Origin of the sequence: Asaia lannensis NBRC 102526, from assembly GCF_024054035.1 — a bacterium.
Lineage (GTDB): Bacteria > Pseudomonadota > Alphaproteobacteria > Acetobacterales > Acetobacteraceae > Asaia > Asaia lannensis.
This window is the reverse complement of record NZ_JAMXQU010000002.1, coordinates 372,010-394,251: the sequence shown is the minus strand read 5'-3', so window position 1 is coordinate 394,251 and position 22,242 is coordinate 372,010. Positions and strand designations below refer to the sequence as shown.

Below are 22,242 nucleotides of genomic sequence, written 5' to 3'. Positions count from 1 at the left end.
TTATTCATGAGTGGCGTTCGTCCCGTCATTCTCTCCTGCCTCTTTTATTTCGCCCTCACGTCTTTCTCATGGGGCCCCGAAGGCAGTTGGCGAGAATACCGGCAATCCGTCCGGGGTCGTCAGGTCGCAGGGTTGCAAACCCTATGATCAGCCCCTCCCGGGAGGTCTTGAGACAGAGTGCCGAGAGACCTCCCGCACGATATCCGGCCATGGCAAGTGCATTCAGGCAGGCTCGTTCATATCCCGTGCGTGTCAGTGAAAGTCCGAGCTGGACGCCGCCATAAGGTGGCGTCACACGTACCCCGTCCACGCACCGAAGCGCCTCGTATAGCGCCAGACCGCGCTGCTGATAGATACGTGCGATCCGTCGCAGATGAATGCGATACTGGCCCGATCGCATCAGCGAAGCGAGCGCCAGCTGGGCATGCAGGTTGGCGGCATAGCCAAATGTGCGATGGGCCGCCTGCAAAGGAGCCACGAGAGAGGCAGGGGCAGCGATCCAGCCCAGTCTGAGCCCCGGTATCAGGGTTTTCGAAGCGGAGCCCAGATAGAGGCATTCCGTCCCACGGCTATGTGCTGCGAGTGACGCGATTTCACGGCCATGCCACAGGAATTCGCTGTCATAATCGTCTTCCAGAATGAGTGCGTTCTGTGCGCGGGCCTGCTCCAGAAGGGCGAGGCGACGGCTGAGACCCATACGGCCACCCACAGGGAACTGGTTCGAGGGCGTGATGTAAACAAGGCGCGCATGGTCGGGCAGATGCTCGACCATCATGCCTTCATGATCGATGGGAACGGGTAGGATACGATTGCCGGCAGCGATGAAGCTGGTCCGTGCGCCGAGATAACCGGGGTCTTCCATTGCCACGTAATCGCCCGGGTCGGTCATGACCTGTGCAATCAGGGAAAGAGATGCCTGCGTGCCGGGTGTGATCACGATCTGGTCCGGGTCGATCCGGCACCCGCGATCCTGCGCCAGCCTTTCGCTCAGGGCCTCACGCAGGGCGCGTGTCCCGTGATAGGCGCCATAGCCTGCCTCATCGCCATGGGCCTGCCTTGCATGACGGCGCAGGGTCTGTGCCCATAGATCGGCAGGAAAGCGCGTTTCGTCCGGCACACCGGGCGACAGCCTGCCCTGTGGAGTCACATAGCTCTGCGCACGAAGATCGCGTGAGAGCTGATCGCCTCTGCGCGAGAGTGTAGGCGCTGCCGATGAGCGTTCGGGGGAGGGGCGCGCGACGGGCAGGCAGATGGAGGGGCGTTTGCCGGGCTGCATGACAATCAGCCCCTCTGCCCGAAGCAGATCGTAGGCGATCGTCACAGTGCTGCGTGACAGGCCAAGCAGTTCTGCCGCCTGGCGTGTGGATGGCAGTGTCTCTCCCTCACGTATTTTCCCGTCGCGTATCGCCGCCCCCAGGGCGGCAAACAGGCGCGTTGGAAGAGGATCGTTGCGTTCGGCTCCGGGATGTCGCTTCCCGGGACTGTCGCGGTCGGATGGGAAAAACGCTGGGAGGAAAACTGGCATGGAATATTCCCGAAAAACCGGATCTCGGCCCAGTCCAGTTCAGGCGCTATCGGTCAGGACGTCAAGCGGAATGAACCGGCTGGGGGAGTGAGATCATGGTTCCGGATTATGCCAGAGCCCGTCAGGGAAAACGCGCCGCGTACGATGAGGCGACCATTCATGCGATTCTCGATTCAGGGCTTGTCGGGCATGTCGGATTCGTGGCCGATGCGCGACCCATGGTGATCCCGATGGCCTATGCCCGTGTCGGGTCGACGCTTTATCTGCACGGGGCGTCCAAGACGCGGATCATGGGGCTCGATGGTCAGAAACTCTGCCTGACCGTTACACAGCTGACCGGCATTGTCGTCGCGCGGTCGTCATTTCATCACTCGGTCAATTACCGATGCGCAATCGTGCATGGTTATGCGCGAAAACTGCGCGATAACGAGCACGCAGAGGCACTCGATGCGATTACCGATCATCTTCTGCCCGGCAGAAGTGCAGAGGTAAGACCCATGACTTCTCAGGAGCTCAAGGCGACGGGTGTCATTGCCATCGAAATCGAGGCTGCCAGCGCCAAGATACGGACAGGCCCACCGGTCGATGACGCGGCCGATCTGCCTTCGACATCATGGGGCGGGGTCGTGCCCGTGGTGACCGCACTCGGCACCGGCGTGCAGGACGGACACACGCCGGACAATACGGCTGCACCGGCTTCCCTGCGCAAGGCCCAGATGAAATTTCTCGCCTGACGTCGTTCATGGCGCGCGCAATGACGGACATGCCTGACGCAGCGAATCTGTTCCGGGCATCGGTCCGGCTGTACGGCTCGTCTCAGTCATGCCTGTTGCTATGGGGCATATTCATGGGGGTGATGATCTGGGCCGGGCTCGGCTGGGCGACCAGGGTCGCCGGGCGAAGCCGGTTGGCCTGTATGAAAAGCTGGCAGGCCAGAAGCATGTCCGCTCCCAGATCGTGATGCAGCACGGCGGTCAGGGTATGGTCGGCAAGAAGGCCGCGATTATCGTGATCGAGATCGTGCGCGATGAAGATCCGTGGCTGTCGTCCGCACTGGCGCAAGGCCCTTGCAATGGCCCTGTTGCCGCCGCCGATGGAATAAATCCCCTCGATTTCGGGGTGAGCAAGCAAGGCATGTTCGACCAGATTATAGGTCTGCCAGTCCAGCCCGCGCCCTTCTCCGAGCGAGACGATCGACAGATGGGAGGCGTGTTGTGCAAGCAGCGCGCGAAATCCGGCCTCGCGCTCTTCTTCCCCGACAAAACGGTAGCTCGATATGACAACGAGGACCGCCTTGTCCTTATGGGTCTGTGCCGGCATCCAGCCTGCGGTGAGCCAGGCAGCGGTACCCCCGGCGGCATGATTGTCCATTCCCACATAGGTCAGGCGCCCGCTTTCCGGCAGATCGGTCACAAGGGTGATCACCGGAATACGCGATGCAACACAGGCCAGAATTTCTGCCCTGACCGCAGGGTGATCGGGAGCCTTGAGGAGAATGCCATTCGACCCGCGCTGACGGATACGCGCGATAATGGCAGCGATTTCCTCGCCTGTTGCAGTCTCTCCAAGGTGGAAACGGACGCGCAGGGCAATTGGCATGAGAGAGGGCAGCTGGGCTTCGAGAGCGCTCTTTACGGCTGAAGAAAAGCGCTCGGGGGCTTCCATCACAAGATCGATGACGAGGCGGCTCCCATTCAGGGAGAGTTCGAGGGTCTGACGTGACAGCTCGTCTATCGCCTGAAGCACGCGTCGTCTTGTCCCCGCACGCACGCCCGGCCTGTCATGCAGCACGCGATCGACCGTTGCCAGACCGACACCCGCCTGACGGGCGATATCCTTCATCGGGTGCTGAAACGCCATGCGGTTCGTCCTGAGGTGTTTTTGAGGTGTTTGATACCTGTTTGAGGAATTACATAACCGTAATCTCCGCAGGGTGTCGCTGGATAGCCCCCGAAGGGACGTCGAGGGAGCCGAGGCGACCGTTTTGACGGAGATCGACACGTGAAAAACGACACTCTTTGCGCCTCAAGGGCGGCCAGAAACTGGTACGGATCGGCGTCTTCATCTCTCGAAGACCTGAAGAAACGCGCAAGCCAGCGTATTGCGCTGAGCGATTACCCGCTTGCTGCAGATATAGGGGCAGGTCAGGTGCCGCTTTATCACTGCGATACCCTGCGCAAGTTGTCGAAAGAGCAGGACGGACGTCGCGCGATCATGGCCGAATGGGTCGAGGCCCTGAAGAATGGCCCCGGGATCATTGTTCTGAAACAGGCTTTCGATGATCTCGACGCGCTCGATCATGTCACGGTCCAGTTCGAAAAGCTTATCAGCAACCAGAAGCGCAACGGCATGGAGTCGGGCGATCACTTCGCCAAAGCCGGGGCGAATGACCGTGTCTGGAATGCTCTGGAGAAACTGTGCCTGCTCGATCCGGACGGGTTTGCGCGATACTACAGCAACGAAATGATCGCGCTCGTCAGTGAGGCGTGGCTCGGGCCGGCCTATCAGATCACGTCACAGGTCAATGTGGTCAATCCGGGCGGTCAGGCGCAGATCGTCCATCGCGATTATCATCTCGGTTTTCAGTCCGTGGAGCAGGTGAGCCGGTATCCGGTGCATGTTCACGCACTTTCGCCCATGCTGACATTGCAGGGGGCCGTGGCCCATTGCGATATGCCCATAGAAAGCGGACCCACCCTTTATATGCCTTTCACGCAATCCTATGGGCCGGGCTATCTCGCTACGCAGGATGAGTCGATACGGGAGTGGTTTGCAGCAAATGCCGTGCAACTGCCTCTGCAAAAGGGCGATGCGGTGTTTTTCAGCCCTGCTCTCTTTCATGCAGCAGGACAGAACCGCTCGACTTCCATCCGGCGCATGGCCAATCTTCTTCAGGTTTCCTCGGCATTCGGCAGAGCTATGGAAAGCATGGACCGGGCACGCATGGCACGTTCTGTGTATCCGGTTCTGCTTCGTCTGATGCAGGAGAACACCATGGCCTCTTCGGCAATCGACCGGGTGATTGCAGCCTGCGCTGAAGGGTATGCTTTCCCTACAAATCTGGACCGCGATCCGCCTCTGGGCGGTCTTGCGCCCCAGAACCAGCAGGCGCTCATGCGTCAGGCGCTCGATGAGAACCTCGATGAGGCCCGATTCATCGCGCTGCTGAACGAGCGTGTGCGCTGCATGCAGACCTGAAAGCACCCATAAGGGCTTTCGAACCGCCAGACTGCCAAGAAAGCCAGAGTGCCAGGAAAGCCAGAATGCCGGGTGAGCCGGGCTGCCGGAAAAACACCTTGGCACCCGGTTGCGGCACGATGGCGTATGCTCAGTCCTCGATCCGCGTACCACCGGCTGCGGCACCCCGACGCCAGTAACCGGCCGCGCGGATCCGGGTGCGGGGGATTGCTTCCTCGTTTATCAGATGGTCGCGCAGCGCACGGACCTGATCGATCTCGGCAGCAATCCATACATTGAGCTTCTCAGCTGCGGGCAGCACGACCAGACGCAGCAGCCCCGTCAGATCCTGCTCCGGCGCGCAGCGAAAAATGTCGACCCGACCATGGCTTTGCAATGTGTAGGTCTTGTCTGTCTCGCGTGTGTCGAGCACGACGACAGCCCTGTGATGGGGCGGTAATTCCTCCAGTATCCGGCCGATGGCGGGCAGGGCCGTATCGTCACCGATGAGAAGGTGACGGGTAAAGAAATCAGAAGGGCGATGCGAGGCTTTGGGACCGCCCATGCCGAGAGATTGCCCGGGTCGGGCCTGCGCTGCCCATTGTGTTGCAGGCCCGGTCTCGTGCAGCACGAAATCGATGGTCAGCTCGCCTGTTTCCTCATCGAAGCGACGCGGCGTGTAATCCCGGGCGATAAGATCGGGATTGCGGGGGGCTGAACGGTCGGCATCGAGATCCGGAAGAACAGGTTCTGTGCTGCCCGGCCTGGGGAAGAAGAGCTTCACATGATCGTCCGGCCCTGACGTGACGAAATCATGCAGGTCGGCACCGGTGAAGATAACGCGCTGCATCGTGGCGGAAAGGGGAATGACCTGCGCAACCTCGATCCGACGCAGTTTCAATGCATGACGTATCTTGGTCGGGGCATGATGAGGCTGCGTCATGCGGGATCCTTTTTCGCGATTTCAGCAGCGGCACGCTGGAGAATGGCTGCGATGCGTCGCGCCTCATCGGGCCCGCAACCGCGCATGCGGTAAAGTGCGGTCTTGAGTAGATGACGCGCTTTGTGCAGGCCGTCCACAGCCTCGGGGTCCAGATCGTTCAACCCGGCAAAAGCCTCGCGTACTTCGCTCATGCGGCTGCCGATGCGCATGAGGATATCCAGAATGCGCTCCGCTTCGGCACGGTTGGCGGCCAGATGGGCCTGGCCCGGTTCGGTAAGGGTATAGAGCTTGCGTGTGCCGACCGGAGTAACTTCTGCCTGGCCGATTTCCTCAAGATAGGTAAGGGCCGGGTAAACCATGCCGGGGCTTGGTTTGTAGAAGCCGTTCGAGCGCTCCTCAAGGCGGCGGATGATCTCATACCCATGCGCGGGCGCCTCAGCCAGAAGCGCCAGTATGACAAGCTGCAATTCCTCGGCGCTCAGCTTGCGGCCACCGGGAATATCGTTCCCACGATGCCTCCCGAAACGACCGCCAAACCGATGGCCGCCGCCATGACCGAATCCGTCATGACGGTTGAACACATGACGCAGATGATGACGAAACATTCTTGTATCTCCTGTTATATCTTAAGAGTGTTCTATCTTAAGATATAACGCAAGCTATTTCGTTTGAGCTTTCTTGATGGGGAATTGGACCCGTGTCCCAGCCGGCTGTCGCGTCTTGTGCGCAAGGGCGTGCATCGGGTTGGAGACCGCTGGGCAGGATCTTTATTGCCCGAAGATTCTGCCTATCGAGCGTGGCTGATTGCGCCCGAGGGACACTTGAACTTTCAGCCTGCAGCAAGGGTAGAATGAGGCGGCGCGCCCCTGCATGACCTTCCCGTGGCATAGCCCGGTTCTGTAGCGATCAGGGATGTATCTCGCAGCGGATTTGAGCGGCATCTGCGAGCAGAGAGCAATGGACTCGTCTCCGGGTTCGACACGGGTCGATCCGGCATCCGGTCACCGTGGGTCGTCGGGCAGAGCAATATCGCCTGAGAACACGGAGGTGTTCGCAAGCGATATCTCTGTTCGCCAGGTGTATTGAGGCGATCTGAGGATCAGGATGCCCAGACGGTCTTGATATTCATGAACTCATAAAGGCCGAGCTCGGTCAGCTCACGGCCATAGCCACTGGCTTTTACGCCCCCGATGGGGAGGGCAGGGTCGGAAGCCGTGATGCGGTTGATGAAAACTCCGCCCGACTCGATTTTTCTGGAAAGCACGTTGGCAAGCGTTCTGTCGTTCGTCCACAAGCTCGCACCCAGACCGTATTCGCTGTCATTGGCCAGCGCGATGGCATGATCGACATCGCGCGCTGTAATCAGGCATGCCACGGGGCCGAACAGCTCCTCGCGAAAAGCCGTCATCTCGGGTGTGACATCCAGCAGGACAGTCGGCTCATACCAGGCGCCGGGGCGGTCTACCGGCTCGCCCCCCACAACAAGGCGCGCGCCTTCCGCAATGCTTTTCTGCACCTGATTGTGCAGCCCGTCGCGCAGATCCGAACGGGCCATGGGACCGATGAACGACGATTCATTCATCGGGTCCTCAAGTCGGAGCGCACGCACTTTTCCGAGGAATTTCTCCGTAAAGGCCTCGGCAATCGGCGCTTCGAGAATAATCCGCTTGGCAGCAATGCAGACCTGACCGCAATTCGCGAAACGTGCTGTCACCGCAGCATCGACGGCCTTGTCGATGTCGGCATCGGCCAGAACGATGAACGGGTCCGAGCCGCCAAGTTCGAGAACGGTCTTCTTCCCGTTCTCGCCAGCCTTGCCTGCCAGAATACGCCCGACACGCACGCTGCCTGTCACCGTAACGCCAGTAATTGCGGGAGCGGCAATCAGGCGCGCAGTCTGTTCACGTGCCAGATTGGCGCTGATGAACACGTCGTCCAGCCCGGCTTCGCTCGCAATTTCATTGAGCAGCAGACCGCAGCCGATCGTGTTTTCTGCCGGTTTGACAATAAATCCGTTGCCGCCCGTCAGGATCGGTGCTGCGGCGCGGATGATCTGCCAGTAGGGGAAATTCCAAGGCATGACAGCCAGAACCGTTCCAGTCGGATCGTAGCTCAGATGAGCCTTGCCCTGCGGGGTTTCCATAGGGCGATCGCGCAGCAGGGCCGGGGCATTGATGCCGTACCAGTCGATGACCGAGGCGCATTTTTCGACCTCGGCCCGTGCAGAGGTAATGGTCTTGCCCATTTCCATTACGGCGAGACGGGCAAGCTCCTCCTTGCGCGCGCGAAGCTGCGCGCCGAAACGACGCAGCCGGTCCAGCCTCTCGGCCAATGGCGTGGCTCTCCAGGCAAGGAAACCCCGCTCGGCGCGATCGAGCAGCTCCGTTACCTCCTGATCGGTCTGGAAAGGATAGGCTGCCAGATCCTCACCCGTCGCCGGATTGACCGTGGTGACACCGTTGTCTGAAGAAAGCCTGGTCATCGTCTTACCTCCGGGTTTTACCGCTGGTTATTGTTCCACTGGGCGGTACCCGCCGCGTCGGACTGGGCCACGACATCTGTCTGGCCGTTGCCGGGGGAGCCTGCATAATTATGGTAGGCCGAATTCTCATAAGGCGGTCGCACCGGTGCGTTGAATTTTACCGGCCAGCCGAGAAACGTGAAATGAGAAGGCGCATCGTTGGGAAGCTGGGTGCTCTGATGCGCTTCCGAATTGGGAAGGCCGAGCGCGGGATGCGCCCGCACCTTGTAGGAATAGCCGCGCAGCGAGGTGTCGAAATCCTCGGTCACGGTATAGCCGTGCGGCGGCGGCGGTGCACCGCCATCGGGCAGAGCCACTTTCTCGACCGGTGTGAGAGGACGATCGATGGTTTTCATCTGCGATGCCGGATCGGCCTTGGCCGTCTGGGCACCGAGACCGAGCGCAAGCCCGGCAACCAGCGCGACATTGCGTAAAGCGGTCATGTCGGAAAAGCGTATGAAAGGCATATTGGGGCTCCCGCCTGCATCTGTGCGTTCCTAACAGGGCCGCGTCTGTTTCGTTTTCCTATGAACCTGTAGGATGTAAAAAAACAGGCTTTGTCACAATAATTGGTGACTGCCGTCAGCATCGGGCGTTGCATCCGCTGACACTTACGCGTTTCAGGCTTCTTGCGAGGAGCCCCCAATGCAGGGAGAGCATTTCAATGGCTACCGCAAACGGATCGACGATCCCCGGAATCGGCGAGATCGCACCACTTGCACTCGATAGCGAGTCGCTTGCACAACTTCAGGCTGCGCTCGCCAAGGTCGAGCATGGCAAGGGCGTGCTTGTCCGTCTTGCCGATCTCATGGGCGGTGCCGTGGGGCAGGCTACGCGCCTCGGTCTGCAGGGGCTGGGAATGGCCCCCAACATCCAGTCCAAGATTCAGGGGCTCGCCGAAGCATCCATCGCACGTGCATTCGACATTGCCATTCTCGGTATGACACATGGCACACCGTCCAAGGCGCCCAAATGGCGCGATCCTGCGGCGCAGGCCGCCGTGGCAGTCTCGGGGGCTCTGGGCGGTTTCGGCGGTGTCGTCGGACTTATGCCCGATATCGGGTTCACCACGCTCACCATCATGCGTGAAATTGCCCGCGTTGCTCGCGAGGAGGGCGAGGACCTCAACGACGAGGAAACGCGTCGTGCCTGTCTGGAGGTCTTTGCGCTGCGCAGCTTCCTTGCCGGGCAGACCGGTGAAGAAAGCGAACTCGGCTTTTTCTCGGCCCGTGCCCTGATGCGCGGCAAGCCGATCGTTCTGCTGATTGCCGAGGTCGCGTCGCATTACGGTATCGGTCTGTCGCGCAAGTTTGCCCTGCAGATGGTGCCTGTCGCCGGGGCTCTTTGCGGCGCTTCGCTGAATGCGGCCTTCCTGTCGCATTATCGCGCTCTGGCGCGCGCTCACTTCACCATACGTCGTCTGGAGCGTCAGCACGGCCCGATCGTGCGCGATACGGCACAGCATATGCGCCGGACGGGCGCGACGGATGCAGCCGCGCACTGAGCGTTTCATACGCGTCCGTTACCCGATCCCGTGATGCCCGCACGCAGTCGGGCGTCACCGCATGCCTCGCACTGGTGCATCGATATGCGGCGGCGCGAGGCGATACGATCCGGTGTCGTTCAGGCCTATCGCGAGCGGGACGCGCTAAAGGCTTCCAGAATGCCGACGGGGATGATCTGCAACGAGAAGATCGCCGTCATGACAAAGGAAAGAACCCGGTAATGGGGCGCCATGATTGCCAGAATGCCGCTCAGGGCAATACCGATCACATAGACAAAGGTCAGGGGCATGAATTCGTTCCGGGTCTGATATCTGGGAGACAAGCCTATCACGTGGCGCGTGGCGTGGCAGTCTCGGAAACAGGGGTTCGACCGTCCGTGCCCGAACAGCTTTCGTTCCATGGACATTCCGCGCCTCGGAGCATGAAGCGGCTTGATACCGGAATGCCGGAAGCCGTTTCGGGAAGAGCGGCGATAGAATCGCAGGGCGTATTGTTGTCGGGGGGACTCGCATGACCGACCCGATAACCCCCGATCTGCTGCTCGATGCCTATCGACGCGGTATTTTTCCGATGTCCGACGGTCGGGAGGCCGAAGAGATATCCTGGCACCGGCCTCTCGAACGCGGCGTCATCCCACTCGACTCGCGGTTTCATCTGGCGAAGCGATTTGCGAGAAAGGTGCTCGGCGGTCATTTCGACGTAACGAGCAACCGCTGTTTCGATGATGTCATACGTTTCTGCGCCGAGACGCCAGGGCGCAACGAAACATGGATCAGTGGCCGTCTGCAGGCGCGATACAGCCTGCTGCACAGGCTGGGCCATGCCCATTCGGTCGAAACATGGCATGACAATGTTCTGGTGGGTGGCCTTTATGGCGTGCAGATCGGCGGTGCCTTTTTCGGCGAGAGCATGTTTTCGCTACGCAGCGATGCCTCGAAAACGGCGCTGGTTCATCTCGTGGCCGCTTTGCGCAAGGCCGGGTTCGCCCTGCTCGATGCCCAGTTTCCCACCGCGCATCTGGAAACGTTCGGCTGTCTCACCGTTCCTGATGACGCATACAGGTTGCTGCTGGACCGGGCCCTGAAAATTGAGGCATCGTGGAACGAGGATGTTTCGCTGGACGGGCTTCGTCATGAGGTGATGGCGCTTCGTGACGGCACGGGCAGTAATGCGGGACATAACCGCGCGGATGCCAGCTAGGCGTGTTGCCCTATAGGTATGGTGCCCGGTAGGCGTATTGGAGGAAAGACAATGTCGATGGTCCAGATCAAACGTGCGACGCTTCTGTCGCTGGGTGTCACGATCATGTCCACAGCGCTGCCGGCGCTTGCGCAGGGCTCTATCGGGCCGCATCCGCGCCTGTCGCCCGCACGCGATGTAACGGTTGTCTATTCCGTGCAGCCCGAGAAGCTGCCCAAGCCGGTTCAGGCCACCGTCCAGTTCAAGGCCGAAGGCGACAAGCTGCGTATCGATGCCGCCGATCGTGCAGGATCGACCATTCTGGACCGTCCGGCACAGCGCGTGACGCTGATCATGCACAAGCAGCGCGTTTATACGAGCTTCGCCCCCAAACACGGGCTGCGCAATCCGTTCATGCTCGACATGACCATGCAATATGCCCCCGATGGAACGGGCATGGTTGCGGGTCTCGCCTGCAATAAATGGACGATTACCTCGCCTCATGGAAAAGCCACGGCCTGCGTCACCGAAGATGGCGTGATCCTGAGTGAGGAAGGGGTAGATGCCGACGGCCTGCACGGCAAGCTCGAAGCCCAGACCGTGACCTATGGACCGCTGGCCGAAAGCCAGTTCCAGCCACCGGCAGATTATCAGCAGATCACGGCGCAGATGCCGATTCCCCACGGTGCCGGTCCGCAAAGCTCCATGACGCCGGCGCATCCTGCGGCCCAATGATGTCCGGTTCTGCTTTTCGCGTTTCCCTGTGTGTTTCCGCTCTGTGCCTTGCCGGCTTGTCGGCACAGGCACAGGCAGCCCCTCCCGATGATGGCGCAACGCCATATGTGACACCGCGTATCGACGTGGATGTGACCTATGAGGCTTCCGGTCCGGATGGGCGGCTCTATCGCCAGCGTATGCGCTGGAATGCCGCGCATTGGCAGCAGCGCCTCGATATGGAAACGACGGGGCTGATGATGCTCACCGATTACCGGGCGCATCGTCTTTCGGTCGTCGATACCCACGCCAGAACATTCACAGTCTCCGGGGCGCCCGATGCGCAATTCGCGCCGCCCGGATCACGCGCGGCGGGGCAATGGCAGCGCGGTGCCGAAGAGACTGTGGCCGGTCAGCCCTGTACGCACTGGACCACTACCGATACGGACGGGCAGACGGGTGATTTCTGCTATGATGCGAATGGCGTGTTGCTCTCGGCGCAGCATGACGGGACGCAGGTCATCAAGGCGATTTCCTATGCAGCGACCCCACAGGGGCCTGAAGTCTTCAGAGAGCCTGAAGGGTTCAAGGAAACGAAAGCCCTGAAGCTGGATCGCTGAACCGGCTTCGCCTACAGGCCGACCTCACGGCAGAAGGTCGAATGAACCGTGACGGATAGCGCAGCAGTTTTCTGCGCTATTTTGTTACAATACCGCCTGCTTTTCGTCCTGTTCCGTCCCAAAATCGACACCATATGGCGTGTATAAGCTGATTATCGGATCGGTTGCGTTGTTCAGCCCGATCCGACGAGGAGGTTTCTTATGCGTCATATCCTGAAAATTGGCCTCGCGGCTCTGCCTCTTGCAGGTCTTCTGGGAGGCGCACCGCTTGCACAGGCTCACCCTTATGGCCCGGGCTGGGGCGGTGGTCCCGGCTGGCATGGCGGCGGCTGGCGTGGCGATCGTGGCTGGCATCGTGGCGGCGGCAATGCCTTCGTCGGCGGTCTGGTAGGCGGCCTTGTCGGTGGGGCTGTCATAGGCGCTATTGCACGCCCTTATGTCGCGCCCCCGCCGCCCGTCGTGTATGCCCCCCCCCCGCCGCCGGTTGTGTATCAGCCGCCGCCGCGTGTGGTTTACCCGCCACCTGTTGCAGTCTATCCGTCTTATCCCGCCTATCCGGCATATTGATTGCAGAGGTTCCGTTTCCATCATGATAGCCATAGGTGACAGGGCGCCTTCGTTCTCGCTGCCCTCTTCGAATGGAGAACTGGTCGAGAGTGCAGCGCTGAAGGGTCAGCCCTATCTCCTTTATTTCTATCCGAAGGCAGATACGCCGGGCTGCACCACGCAGGCCTGCGATCTGCGGGACCAGAAACAGACGCTGGCATCTCTGAGTCTGCGCGTGATCGGGGTCAGCCCCGATCCGGTGGAAAAGCTGGAGCGCTTTGCCCGCAAATACGGACTCGACTTCACGCTTGTGAGCGATTCAGAGCATCGCCTTGCCGATGCTTATGGAACATGGGTGGAAAAATCCATGTACGGCAAAACCTATTTCGGCATGGAGCGTAGCTCTTTCCTCGTGGATGCCGATGGCGTAATCCGGGCGCTGTGGCGCAAGGTGAAACCTGCGGATCACGTGGCGCTTGTGACTGAAGCTGCCGCGGAACTCTAGAATTTGCAGGAATAGTGCCGCACGATCCCTTTCATCGTGCGTCCTGGCGGGTGTTACGTCTCGGGGCGCTTGTTATCGGAACGCCCATTGCCCTGGTGTCGGTTACGGCAATGGGGCTGCTCTGGCGTCTTTCTCTCGGTCCGCTGGACATCACCCGTCTGGCCGACCGGTTTTCTCCTGTTGTTATCCAGAAGGGCGTCGATCAGGCCCATCCTGCGGGCCGGCTTGTCTGGCAGAGACTTCTGCTCAGCTGGCAACCGGGGCTGAACCATTTCCATCCCGAACTGGGCCTTGAAGCCAGAGATCTGCGCATTCTGCGGCAGGATGGCAGCGCCACGCTTGCGCTTGGTCACGTCGCACTCGGTGTGCGCATGGGGCCTCTATGGCGCGGTCATATCGAGCCAACACGGCTCGCTGTCAGCGATGGACGCATTATCACCAGCCGTCAGAGCAATGGCTCAGTGGATCTCGACTTTATCGATGCGCGACATGGTGGCTCCAAGCCGCTACCGGTCACGTTCATTCACCTGCACGATATTGCTCTTGATCATGTCGGTGTCATGCTCCGACATGCCATTCCGTCGCATGATGGCAATGCGTCATCGCACGCCATTTCGGTCGATGTGCAGCACGCGGCGCTGACACGTCCTGCGAACGCGGGTCTGCTGGGGTGGAACGGCGCGATCGACGGTTATGCAATCCCGGGACAGGCCCCGGTCATTCCGTTTCGTATCACAGCCACGACCGTCGATCGCAAAGTGACCTGGCAGTTGCATGGCGACGATTTGGTTCCTGACCGGCTCGACGGTCTGGTGCCCTATGCAGGGGACTGGCATCTCCCTGCCAGAATCGGTGCCGTTTTCACCACGTCATCGGGATCGGCGCGCCATCCTCTGCCGGATCTGTCATCGCTCACGACGCAAAGTGAGGGCAGAATTGCCCTGTCGTTCGGGGCGGGGAAAATCGATCAGAAGAACGCCGGAACATTGAGCGTTGCCGACGGGCACCTTGTGGTCCCGTTCCGGCTGGTCGACGGGCATCTCTCGATCCCCGGGGCAGAGGCCGATATCGGGCTGATCGATGATCAGGGCAGAACCTCGCACTTTTCGACGCAAGCCTCTGTCGATGCCGATTCTGCACTCAAGGCGAAGCATATCGCTGGGCATGTCGTGCTGTCGGCCACGACGCTCGATGTGGCGCATCTTGCGGCGATATGGCCGCAGTTTCTCATGAAGGGCGCGCGTCGCTGGGTGACGCATAACATGACGGCAGGCACGGGTGAGGGGCTTCATATCGATGCGTCACTCGGTGGCGATGCCGGGTGGGACAGTGTGCGTCCAACCCATGTCGATGCGTCTTTTCAGGTGGAGCATGCAACCGTGCACTGGTTGCGCCCGGTTCCGCCGGCACAGGACGTCTCGGCCCGGTTCAGTTTCCCGTCACCCGATACGCTCGCCATAGAATTTCTGCATGGACTCCAGCCGAGCGGAGACAGGCCATCAGCAGGGCCGATCCATCTGGACGGCGGGTCGATGCTGATCAAGGATCTGTATGCCAAGGACCAGACCGGTGTGATCGCTCTCGATCTCTCCTGCGATCTCGGTGACTGCGCCCGTCTTCTTGCGCATCCGCGGCTGCATCTTCTGTCGCGGCATCCCCTTCCATTCACGCATCTCTCCGGTGCGGTGAGCGTGCACGATGTGCTGAGCCTGCCGCTTTCGTCGCATATCGAGAACGATCAGATCCATGTGGATGCAACGGCACGGTTTCGTCATGTCACTCTCGGCAATGTTGTACTGGGCCGCGATCTGACCGAAGCCTCGGGAACGCTCGCGGCCACGGAAAAGAATCTGAACCTGACAGGCGAAGGGCTGCTGGGCGGCGTGCCGACCCGCGCCAGTTTCGAGGAGAACTTCATCAGTCGGGCTGGCGGGGTGCGCGAGACGGTTCATGCCGTTTCGGATTTCGACGAAGCCGCACTGGATCGAGCGCAGATCAGCAATCATGGCCTGTTCAAGGGGCAGGCAAAGCTGGTTACCGATTATCGTGCCGGTTTCAATGGCCGCGCCGATGTCAGGCTCGCGCTCGACCTGACCGACTCGGCCCTTACCATTCCGGTATGGCACAAGGATGCGTCCCGGCCTGCCTCGGCGTCGGCGCATATAGGGCTTCGCAATGGCAGCATCGTGACCCTCGACTCGGTGGAGGCCGAGGGGCCCGATCTGCATGTAATGGGCAGTGGCAGGATTGCAGACGGGCATGTCAGGGCCATTGTGCTCGACGGCTTCGAGGTGGGGCGTTCGCGCGGCGATGCCGTGGTGGAACTGCCCAGCAGCGAGACTGCGCCGGTCAACGTGCATGTTCATGCACAGGATCTGGACCTGTCTCCCCTGTTTCATCACGAAGGCGGTCCATCGGCCTCTGTATTGTCGGGTAAGGAAGCCAGGCAGACCCGGACACGTGCCGGGGACAAACCGGGGCAAAGCGCAAAAGCCCCGCATGGTCTGGACTGGTCGGTCGATCTGGCGACGGATCGCCTGTTCTACGGTCCGCAGAAATATTTCGCGCGGGTGACGGCCCATCTCGAACATCGGAACGACCGTCTTGATCGTGCACGTATTACCGCCATGCGCCCGGTGGGCGTGGTGGTCGATCTGTCACCGCATGTCGATGGGCGTCACCTCGATCTGCGTATCGACAATCTGGGCACGTTCCTGACCGAAACCGGTATGACAACGCGTCTGTGCGGCGGAACCGCGCGTGTCAAAGGCCGTGTCGGTGATGGCGGAACCGGCAGCCTGCCGCCTTTTGAAGGCACGATAACGGTCTCGCCTTTTACGTTCCGTCAGCCTCCCGCTGCCTTGACCGCGGCCACGCATCTTTCTGTGTTCAACTGGTCGCAGGCCAGCCATGACCGGTTCGAGGTGCAGCATCTCTATCTGCCGGTCCGGGTGAGCAACGATATCATGACGATCCATGAGGGCCATCTTGGCAATCCTGCACTGGGCGCGACGCTTGAAGGCAGGATCGGTCTGGACAAGGGAACCCTCGATCTGCGCGGTACGGTCGTTCCCGTCTTCGGCCTGAACGCCGCGCCGGGGCGTCTGCCCAATGTCGGCAAACTGTTCTCCCCCGAAAAAGGAGGGGGCGTTCTGGCCGCGACATTCACGGTCAAGGGCGATGCAGGCAATCCGGAGCTCTCGGTCAACCCCTTTGCCATGCTATTACCGGGTGTGATGCGCCAGCTGGCCAAGTAAAAACGACTCTCAGCCATTTCTCGACCTTCAGTGTCGATACGCATGGCAGAGGGATAAAGAACAGGATGAAGGGCGTTCGGTCATGAGCCACGATGCAAATGCAGATCTGTTCGGCAGCCCGCCCGAACGCAGTCAGGCAACCTCCAGAAGCAGCCGCCCTGCGACGACAGCGCCCATGCAGGGCCATGATTCGACGCAGGAGAAAGCGTCTCGCATGGCATCGTTCGGTCATGAGCGCCAGACACAGCCTCTGGCCGACCGTCTGCGACCGCGCGCCCTGTCTGAGGTGGTCGGGCAGGATCATCTCCTTGGGGAGCGCGGTCTGCTGAGCCAGATGCTCCGGCGCAATACCTTGCCCAGCCTTATTCTCTGGGGCGGACCGGGATGCGGCAAGACGACAATTGCACGTCTGCTCGCGCGTGAGGCCAAGCTGCGTTTCGAGCAGATTTCCGCTGTTTTCTCCGGTGTGGCCGATCTGAAAAAGGCGTTCGAAACGGCATCGCGTTTCCAGCAGGAGACCGGACGTGGCACCCTGTTATTCGTCGATGAGATTCACCGGTTCAACCGCGCGCAGCAGGACGGATTCCTGCCCTATGTCGAGCGGGGTACGGTTATCCTGATCGGCGCCACAACCGAGAACCCGTCTTTCGCGCTTAATGGGGCGCTGCTCTCACGTTGTCAGGTTCTCGTTCTCAACCGCCTTGACGATGAGGGGCTCGAAAAGCTGCTCCAGCGAGCCGAGGCCGAAAGCGGGCGCCCGCTGCCTCTTACAGAAGATGCCCGTGCGTCGCTTCGTGCAATGGCCGATGGGGACGGGCGCTATCTGCTCAATCTGGTCGAGCAGATACAGGCCCTGCCTGAGGGAGAGGCGCTCGATACGACCGAGCTTGCAACCGTCGTGGCCCGTCGCGCCGCCCTGTACGACAAGGATCGCGAAGAACACTACAACCTGATTTCTGCACTGCATAAATCGCTGCGCGGTTCCGACCCCGATGCCGGGCTTTACTGGTTTGCCCGCATGCTCGAAGGGGGCGAGGATCCGCGCTATATCGCACGTCGTCTGACACGATTTGCCGCCGAGGATGTGGGCATGGCTGATCCCTCGGCCCTGCCTCTCGCCGTCGCTGCATGGGAGACCTATGAGCGGCTCGGCAGCCCTGAGGGGGAGCTGGCTCTGGCGCAACTCGTTGTGCATCTGGCGACCGCCCCCAAATCGAACGCGGTTTATCGCGCCTATAAACAGGCTCGTACTCTGGCGCGTGAAACCGGCAGCCTCGGACCGCCGCACCATATACGCAATGCGCCGACGCGTCTGATGAAAGATATCGGATACGGCAAGGGCTACCAGTACGATCATGACACCGAGGAGGGATTTTCGGGTCAGAACTACTTCCCCGATGAGATGGAACGTGTTGCGCTTTATCAGCCGACGGATCGCGGCCAGGAGCGCGAGATCAGAAAAAATCTGGACAGGCAGGCCGCAATACGGGCAAGCCGTCGCCCATGAGTGTAACGACCCGTATTGTCAGTGAAGATGAGGCCGATATGCGCCTCGATCGCTGGTTTCGCCGCCATTATCCCGATCTTACCCAGGGCGCCTTGCAGAAATTGTGCCGCACCGGACAGGTGCGCCTCGATGGCAAGCGCGCGACAGGGGCAAGCCGTCTTGCTCCCGGGCAGAGCCTTCGCATCCCGCCCTTGCCTGCGCCCATGGCAGCGCAGCCCGATCGCCCGGTCCAGCTCGATCCGCAGCTTGCCCGTGAAATCCAGCGCATGGTGCTCTATCGCGACGATCAGGTAATCGTGCTCGATAAACCCTCCGGTCTGCCCACGCAGGGTGGCCCCGGAATTACCAAGCATATCGATATGATGCTCGACGGGCTTCGTGGCGATTATACCGACAGGCCGCGCCTCGTTCATCGTATAGACCGCGATACGTCCGGGCTTCTGCTCGTTGCGCGTACACCGGGCGTTGCGGCAAAGCTCGCTGCGGCCTTTCGCGGCCGCGATGTCGAGAAAACCTACTGGGCCATTGTCGTCGGGCGTCCCATGCCTGGTTCGGGCGTGATCGATCAGCCGCTTGCCAAGCTCGGGGCAGGCAATGGCGCTCTCATGATTGCCGCAACACGCGATGACGAAGATGCCGTCGTGGCCAAGACCGATTACGAAGTGGTCGATGCGGCCGGCAAGCGTCTGTCTTGGCTTGCGCTCAAGCCGCTGACGGGGCGTACGCATCAGTTGCGCGTCCATTGCGAGACCCTGGGAACCCCCATACTCGGGGATCCGAAATACGGCGGCAAAGCTGCGCATCTGGAGGGCTTTACCGACAGGCTTCATCTTCACGCCCGTGCGCTCGATTTTCCTCATCCCGCCGGTGGAAGACTGCGCGTTGCGGCCCCGCTGCCGCCGCATATGCGTCATACCTTCAAGGATCTGGGCTTTACGGCCGGCGAGACACCTCGGCCTGAACGTATAGGGGGCAAGGGAGGCCGGAAATGAGACGTCTGACTGCGGCACTGATCGTTATTCTTCTGCTTGGGGCCGGGCTGGCTGTTTCGGCTCATATCCTGATCGACCGTTCGAATCTCAAGGAAGAGGTCATTACCGCGGTCAAGCGTCAGACCGGGCGCGATCTGACCATGGCGCGGTTCTCGGTCGGTATTCTGCCCTGGCCCTATTTCAGCGCGCGCAACGTGGTTTTGCACGGTCGCTACGGCATGCAGGGAGAGCCCACACTCAGGGCGCGCGATATTCGCGCCTCGATTGCCCTGATGCCGCTTCTGTGGCGCGAAATACGCCTCGAGAATCTGACCATAGGGCATGGCAGCGTATTCCTGCATCGTGATGATGAAGGGATCGCCAGCTGGGAATTCGACCCTCAGCCATCGATGCCTGCCTCGTCGTCCCGATCGCCTGCTCGACCGACTGCGCACTGGGCGCTCAAGGTCGGATCGGCGAAGCTCGACGCGATGCAATTCGATCTTTACGATACCTATGCGCATCGCTCGGGCACCGTCATGATCGATCATGCGGAATTCGACGGTCTTTCGGCTGCAGCGCCCTATCTGGATATCCATGGTCGACGAGGCAACACGCCTTTTCGCGTGAACGGTCATGTCGGCCCGCTGACCCTGTTTCAGGGACAGAACCCGCCCTGGGCCATCAGTCTGGGCGCGACGCTTGGCAATGATGGCAAGCAGCAGGACTGGATGAATATCGACGGGCAGATCACCGACACCCGCCACCTGCGTGGCTTTTCGGGTGTGGTACGCGGCGAAATGGCATCGCTTGCCGATCTCGATGTGCTTTTTCCCAATGCCAACCTGCCCGCACTCGAAGGGGTAGGCGGCGAAATCGGCATATATGACGCGGATCCACGCTCGGCGGAGCCAGTGCGTTCGCTGCAGGAGGAAAGCCTGCAGCATATTCTGACCCGCCTGGGGGTGAATCATCTGCATCTTCATGTAAATGATGCACCTGCCTGGCATGGGATGACGCTTGACGCGATCCATGCCGACGCCGACACGCTCTCCTCGGCTCTGACACTAAGCGCCACGATGCAGAGCAGCAGCATCGCGCTGTCCATGCAGGGGCAGTTCGGTACCCTGGCGCAGGCCGGGACGGCCTGGCAGTCCGGTTTTGTCACGCCGCTCCCGGTTTCAGTCGATTTGCGGGATGCCGCAAGACTGAGCGGGGCGGGGCTCACGGCCCATCTTGCGGGCGAAATCGGCGCAAAATCATCCTCTCTCTCGCTTGAGGGGCAGGCTCAGACCGTGTCGGTCCTGCAGGCCGCCCTGCACGATGTCACGCTCAAGGGGCATGTTGAGCGCGATGCATCCGGCACAGTGCAGATCAGTGGCATGACGTTCGCTAGTCACGAGGCTGCCGGATCGGTCGAGGCAAAAGCAGCCGCCCCCCTTCTTTCATCTGTCGACGGCAGGCTTCATTTCGACCGGCTGGATCTGGATGCGCTCAGCGGTCTGTGGCGCGGTCCAGTTTCGGCTCCGAAGGCAGAAGCCGGTGCGGCTGCGCCAACAGCCGGCGTCGCGTCACCGATTGCCGCTCTCACCCATACGAGTGCTCCCCAGACGGACAAGAATTCGTCAGCCGCGTCGTCGTCGGTCGATCGCAAGAGTGAAGTGACGCAGCCGTCTTATCTGTTGAACGATCTGCATCGATTTGTGCGAAACGGGCACGGCGCGATCGACCTTTCGGCCGACACGCTGCGCTTCAACGGTGCCGACTATACGCAGGTATCGGGCCATATCGGTGTCGATGCGGGTAAGGTGACCATCGAGTCGATCAAGGGCGAAGGCAATGGCCTGACCCTTGCCGGTCACGGTCTTTACGACAGCACACTCGACCCGGCTCTGGTCAAGGTAACATTCTCGCCTTTGCTCGTTCCTGCGACGCTGGCACAGAACCTGCTTTCAATTCCCGATCTGTTTCGTGGTCCGGTCATGCTTGTGGGACAGATCGAAGCCCGTGGAGACACGCGCGCCGCGCTGCGCGAGAGCCTGGCGGGCACGCTCGGCCTTTCGATGGTCGGTGGATCGATCGACGCAACCAGGCTCGGTCCGTATCTGGGTGACGCCGCGCGGGCCGTTGTGTCTCATCGCGACCTGAATGTGCGTTGCCTCGGGCTTCATGCCCGTTTCGCTGACGGACAGGCCGATCTCGATACGATCGGGATGGAAGCCGGTGCACTCAGCCTTTCCGGTCACGGGCGTTACGGGCTCGCACAGGGCGCGCTCGATCTGCATCTTCTGCCGCGCATCGGTTTTGGCGGTACGGGGGCATCGACTCCGGTTCTTGTGACCGGCACCGTCGATTCTCCCCAGGCGCATCAGGAAGCAAGCGCAGGTGGGCGCTTCGAGGTAACGATAGGGGGAAGTGCCCCCGATACATGTCCCGATATCCTCGCCGCTTCCCGGGAAGGTATACCCGGAGAGGCCGCAGCAGCGCCCAAAAAGCACTCGCAGGCTTCTGAACTGCTTCACGGTCTGGGAATACTGCATTGAGCCAGGTCATCAAACGCTTCTGGAAAGAGGTCCAGGTCGCCCCCGTCGATGATGGGGGCTACGCCGTGGAACTGGACGGGCGCGCATTCCGCTTGCCGGGGGGGACGCCTCTGGTTGTGACCTCCCTGCCTCTGGCAGAAGCGATTGCAGAGGAATGGCGCGCCATTCCGCCCGCTGCAGGGTTCAGGACATCCGACCTGCCGATGACGCAGATGGCGGGTACTCAGCTCGAACGTATCGGAAATGACCGCGATCAGATCATTGGCGGGCTACTGGCCTACGGTGAGAGCGATCTGCTTTGTTACCGTGCAACCGGATCGCTCGGACGCGAACAGGATCTGCTGTTCGATCCTGTGCTGGAGGCGTTCGCGCAGCGACATGGCGTTTGCCCCGAAGTCACCCGAAGCCTGCTGCCGCTCGTCATGACAGCATCCCTGCAACAGGTCTTTGCCAAAGCGCTGGAGCGGATGGACGACTCCGCGCTGACCTGCGCCTCGATCTGTGCGCCTGCCACAGGCAGCCTGATTCTGGCGATAGGGCTCGCGGAGGGCTGGGTCGATCCGGTATCGGCGCTGAGCATGGCGAGCGTGGAAGAACGCCATCAGATGGCACAATGGGGCGAGGATGAAGCCCTTATGCACGAGATAGAGAAAAGCGGTAACGATATCGACGTGGCCTTGCGTTATCTGGCACTTTGCTACGGGATTGAGACAAATCAGGCATGATTTG

20 protein-coding genes are annotated in these 22,242 nt (G+C 60.8%); 13 read left to right on the top strand and 7 right to left on the bottom strand.

Annotated features, from left to right (window positions below; translation table 11 throughout):
• Positions 1 to 55: 55 nt before the first annotated feature.
• Complete coding sequence (pdxR, locus tag NF685_RS04345) at positions 56 to 1,525, bottom strand: MocR-like pyridoxine biosynthesis transcription factor PdxR (protein WP_252848728.1); 1,470 nt, start codon at positions 1,523 to 1,525, stop codon at positions 56 to 58.
• 95 nt (positions 1,526 to 1,620) lie between these two features.
• Between pdxR and NF685_RS04340 the strand changes: the two genes are divergently transcribed.
• On the top strand, positions 1,621 to 2,259 hold the full coding sequence (locus tag NF685_RS04340; protein WP_252848727.1) for a pyridoxamine 5'-phosphate oxidase family protein: 639 nt from the start codon (positions 1,621 to 1,623) through the stop codon (positions 2,257 to 2,259).
• Between the two features lie 82 nt (positions 2,260 to 2,341).
• On the opposite strand, the gene NF685_RS04335 is transcribed toward NF685_RS04340, so the two are convergent.
• Positions 2,342 to 3,385, bottom strand: a complete 1,044-nt coding sequence (locus NF685_RS04335; protein WP_252848726.1) for a LacI family DNA-binding transcriptional regulator — start codon at positions 3,383 to 3,385, stop codon at positions 2,342 to 2,344.
• A 141-nt stretch (positions 3,386 to 3,526) separates the two neighbouring features.
• Here NF685_RS04335 and NF685_RS04330 point away from each other — a divergent pair, with 141 nt between their 5' ends.
• Complete coding sequence (locus NF685_RS04330; protein WP_252848725.1) at positions 3,527 to 4,723, top strand: phytanoyl-CoA dioxygenase family protein; 1,197 nt, start codon at positions 3,527 to 3,529, stop codon at positions 4,721 to 4,723.
• A gap of 130 nt (positions 4,724 to 4,853) precedes the next feature.
• On the opposite strand, the gene NF685_RS04325 is transcribed toward NF685_RS04330, so the two are convergent.
• From NF685_RS04325 to NF685_RS04310, 4 genes are all read right to left on the bottom strand, one after another.
• Positions 4,854 to 5,645 carry a siderophore-interacting protein gene (locus NF685_RS04325; RefSeq protein WP_252848724.1) on the bottom strand — a complete coding sequence of 264 codons (792 nt, stop codon included), beginning with the start codon at positions 5,643 to 5,645 and terminating at the stop codon, positions 4,854 to 4,856.
• Positions 5,642 to 6,250: a PadR family transcriptional regulator gene (locus tag NF685_RS04320; protein WP_252848723.1), complete on the bottom strand. Its 609-nt coding sequence runs from the start codon at positions 6,248 to 6,250 to the stop codon at positions 5,642 to 5,644. The genes NF685_RS04325 and NF685_RS04320 overlap by 4 nt, the downstream gene beginning before the upstream one ends.
• 494 nt (positions 6,251 to 6,744) lie before the next feature.
• Positions 6,745 to 8,127 (bottom strand): NAD-dependent succinate-semialdehyde dehydrogenase, encoded by a 1,383-nt coding sequence (locus NF685_RS04315; protein WP_252848722.1) that lies wholly within the window; start codon positions 8,125 to 8,127, stop codon positions 6,745 to 6,747.
• A gap of 17 nt (positions 8,128 to 8,144) precedes the next feature.
• Positions 8,145 to 8,633, bottom strand: a complete 489-nt coding sequence (locus NF685_RS04310) for a hypothetical protein (RefSeq protein ID WP_222547969.1) — start codon at positions 8,631 to 8,633, stop codon at positions 8,145 to 8,147.
• A 197-nt stretch (positions 8,634 to 8,830) separates the two neighbouring features.
• Here NF685_RS04310 and NF685_RS04305 point away from each other — a divergent pair, with 197 nt between their 5' ends.
• Entirely contained in the window at positions 8,831 to 9,670 is an 840-nt protein-coding gene (locus tag NF685_RS04305; protein ID WP_252848721.1) for an EcsC family protein, read from the top strand.
• 125 nt (positions 9,671 to 9,795) lie between these two features.
• On the opposite strand, the gene NF685_RS04300 is transcribed toward NF685_RS04305, so the two are convergent.
• Entirely contained in the window at positions 9,796 to 9,960 is a 165-nt protein-coding gene (locus tag NF685_RS04300) for a hypothetical protein (protein WP_222547967.1), read from the bottom strand.
• A gap of 221 nt (positions 9,961 to 10,181) precedes the next feature.
• Between NF685_RS04300 and aat the strand changes: the two genes are divergently transcribed.
• The 10 genes from aat to NF685_RS04250 all read left to right on the top strand — a co-directional run bounded on the left by aat (position 10,182) and on the right by NF685_RS04250 (position 22,238).
• Positions 10,182 to 10,871: a leucyl/phenylalanyl-tRNA--protein transferase gene (gene aat / locus NF685_RS04295; RefSeq protein ID WP_252848720.1), complete on the top strand. Its 690-nt coding sequence runs from the start codon at positions 10,182 to 10,184 to the stop codon at positions 10,869 to 10,871.
• A 57-nt stretch (positions 10,872 to 10,928) separates the two neighbouring features.
• A complete protein-coding gene (locus tag NF685_RS04290; protein ID WP_222547965.1) occupies positions 10,929 to 11,585 on the top strand; it encodes a DUF4412 domain-containing protein in 657 nt (218 codons plus the stop codon).
• Positions 11,582 to 12,184, top strand: a complete 603-nt coding sequence (locus tag NF685_RS04285) for a hypothetical protein (RefSeq protein WP_252848719.1) — start codon at positions 11,582 to 11,584, stop codon at positions 12,182 to 12,184. The genes NF685_RS04290 and NF685_RS04285 overlap by 4 nt, the downstream gene beginning before the upstream one ends.
• A gap of 201 nt (positions 12,185 to 12,385) precedes the next feature.
• A complete protein-coding gene (locus NF685_RS04280; RefSeq protein ID WP_252848718.1) occupies positions 12,386 to 12,751 on the top strand; it encodes a hypothetical protein in 366 nt (121 codons plus the stop codon).
• A 22-nt stretch (positions 12,752 to 12,773) separates the two neighbouring features.
• Positions 12,774 to 13,235, top strand: a complete 462-nt coding sequence (bcp, locus tag NF685_RS04275) for a thioredoxin-dependent thiol peroxidase (RefSeq protein WP_252848717.1) — start codon at positions 12,774 to 12,776, stop codon at positions 13,233 to 13,235.
• 14 nt (positions 13,236 to 13,249) lie between these two features.
• Complete coding sequence (locus tag NF685_RS14330) at positions 13,250 to 16,492, top strand: AsmA-like C-terminal region-containing protein (RefSeq protein WP_252848716.1); 3,243 nt, start codon at positions 13,250 to 13,252, stop codon at positions 16,490 to 16,492.
• Positions 16,493 to 16,574: 82 nt separating this feature from the next.
• Positions 16,575 to 17,999, top strand: coding sequence for a replication-associated recombination protein A (locus NF685_RS04265; protein ID WP_373317803.1), 1,425 nt, complete (start codon positions 16,575 to 16,577; stop codon positions 17,997 to 17,999).
• Positions 17,996 to 18,991, top strand: a complete 996-nt coding sequence (locus NF685_RS04260) for an RluA family pseudouridine synthase (protein WP_252848715.1) — start codon at positions 17,996 to 17,998, stop codon at positions 18,989 to 18,991. Before NF685_RS04265 ends, NF685_RS04260 begins: the two co-directional genes overlap by 4 nt.
• Positions 18,988 to 21,513 (top strand): AsmA family protein, encoded by a 2,526-nt coding sequence (locus NF685_RS04255; RefSeq protein WP_252848714.1) that lies wholly within the window; start codon positions 18,988 to 18,990, stop codon positions 21,511 to 21,513. The genes NF685_RS04260 and NF685_RS04255 overlap by 4 nt, the downstream gene beginning before the upstream one ends.
• A complete protein-coding gene (locus NF685_RS04250; RefSeq protein ID WP_252848713.1) occupies positions 21,510 to 22,238 on the top strand; it encodes an ATP12 family protein in 729 nt (242 codons plus the stop codon). The genes NF685_RS04255 and NF685_RS04250 overlap by 4 nt, the downstream gene beginning before the upstream one ends.
• Positions 22,239 to 22,242 lie beyond the last annotated feature (4 nt).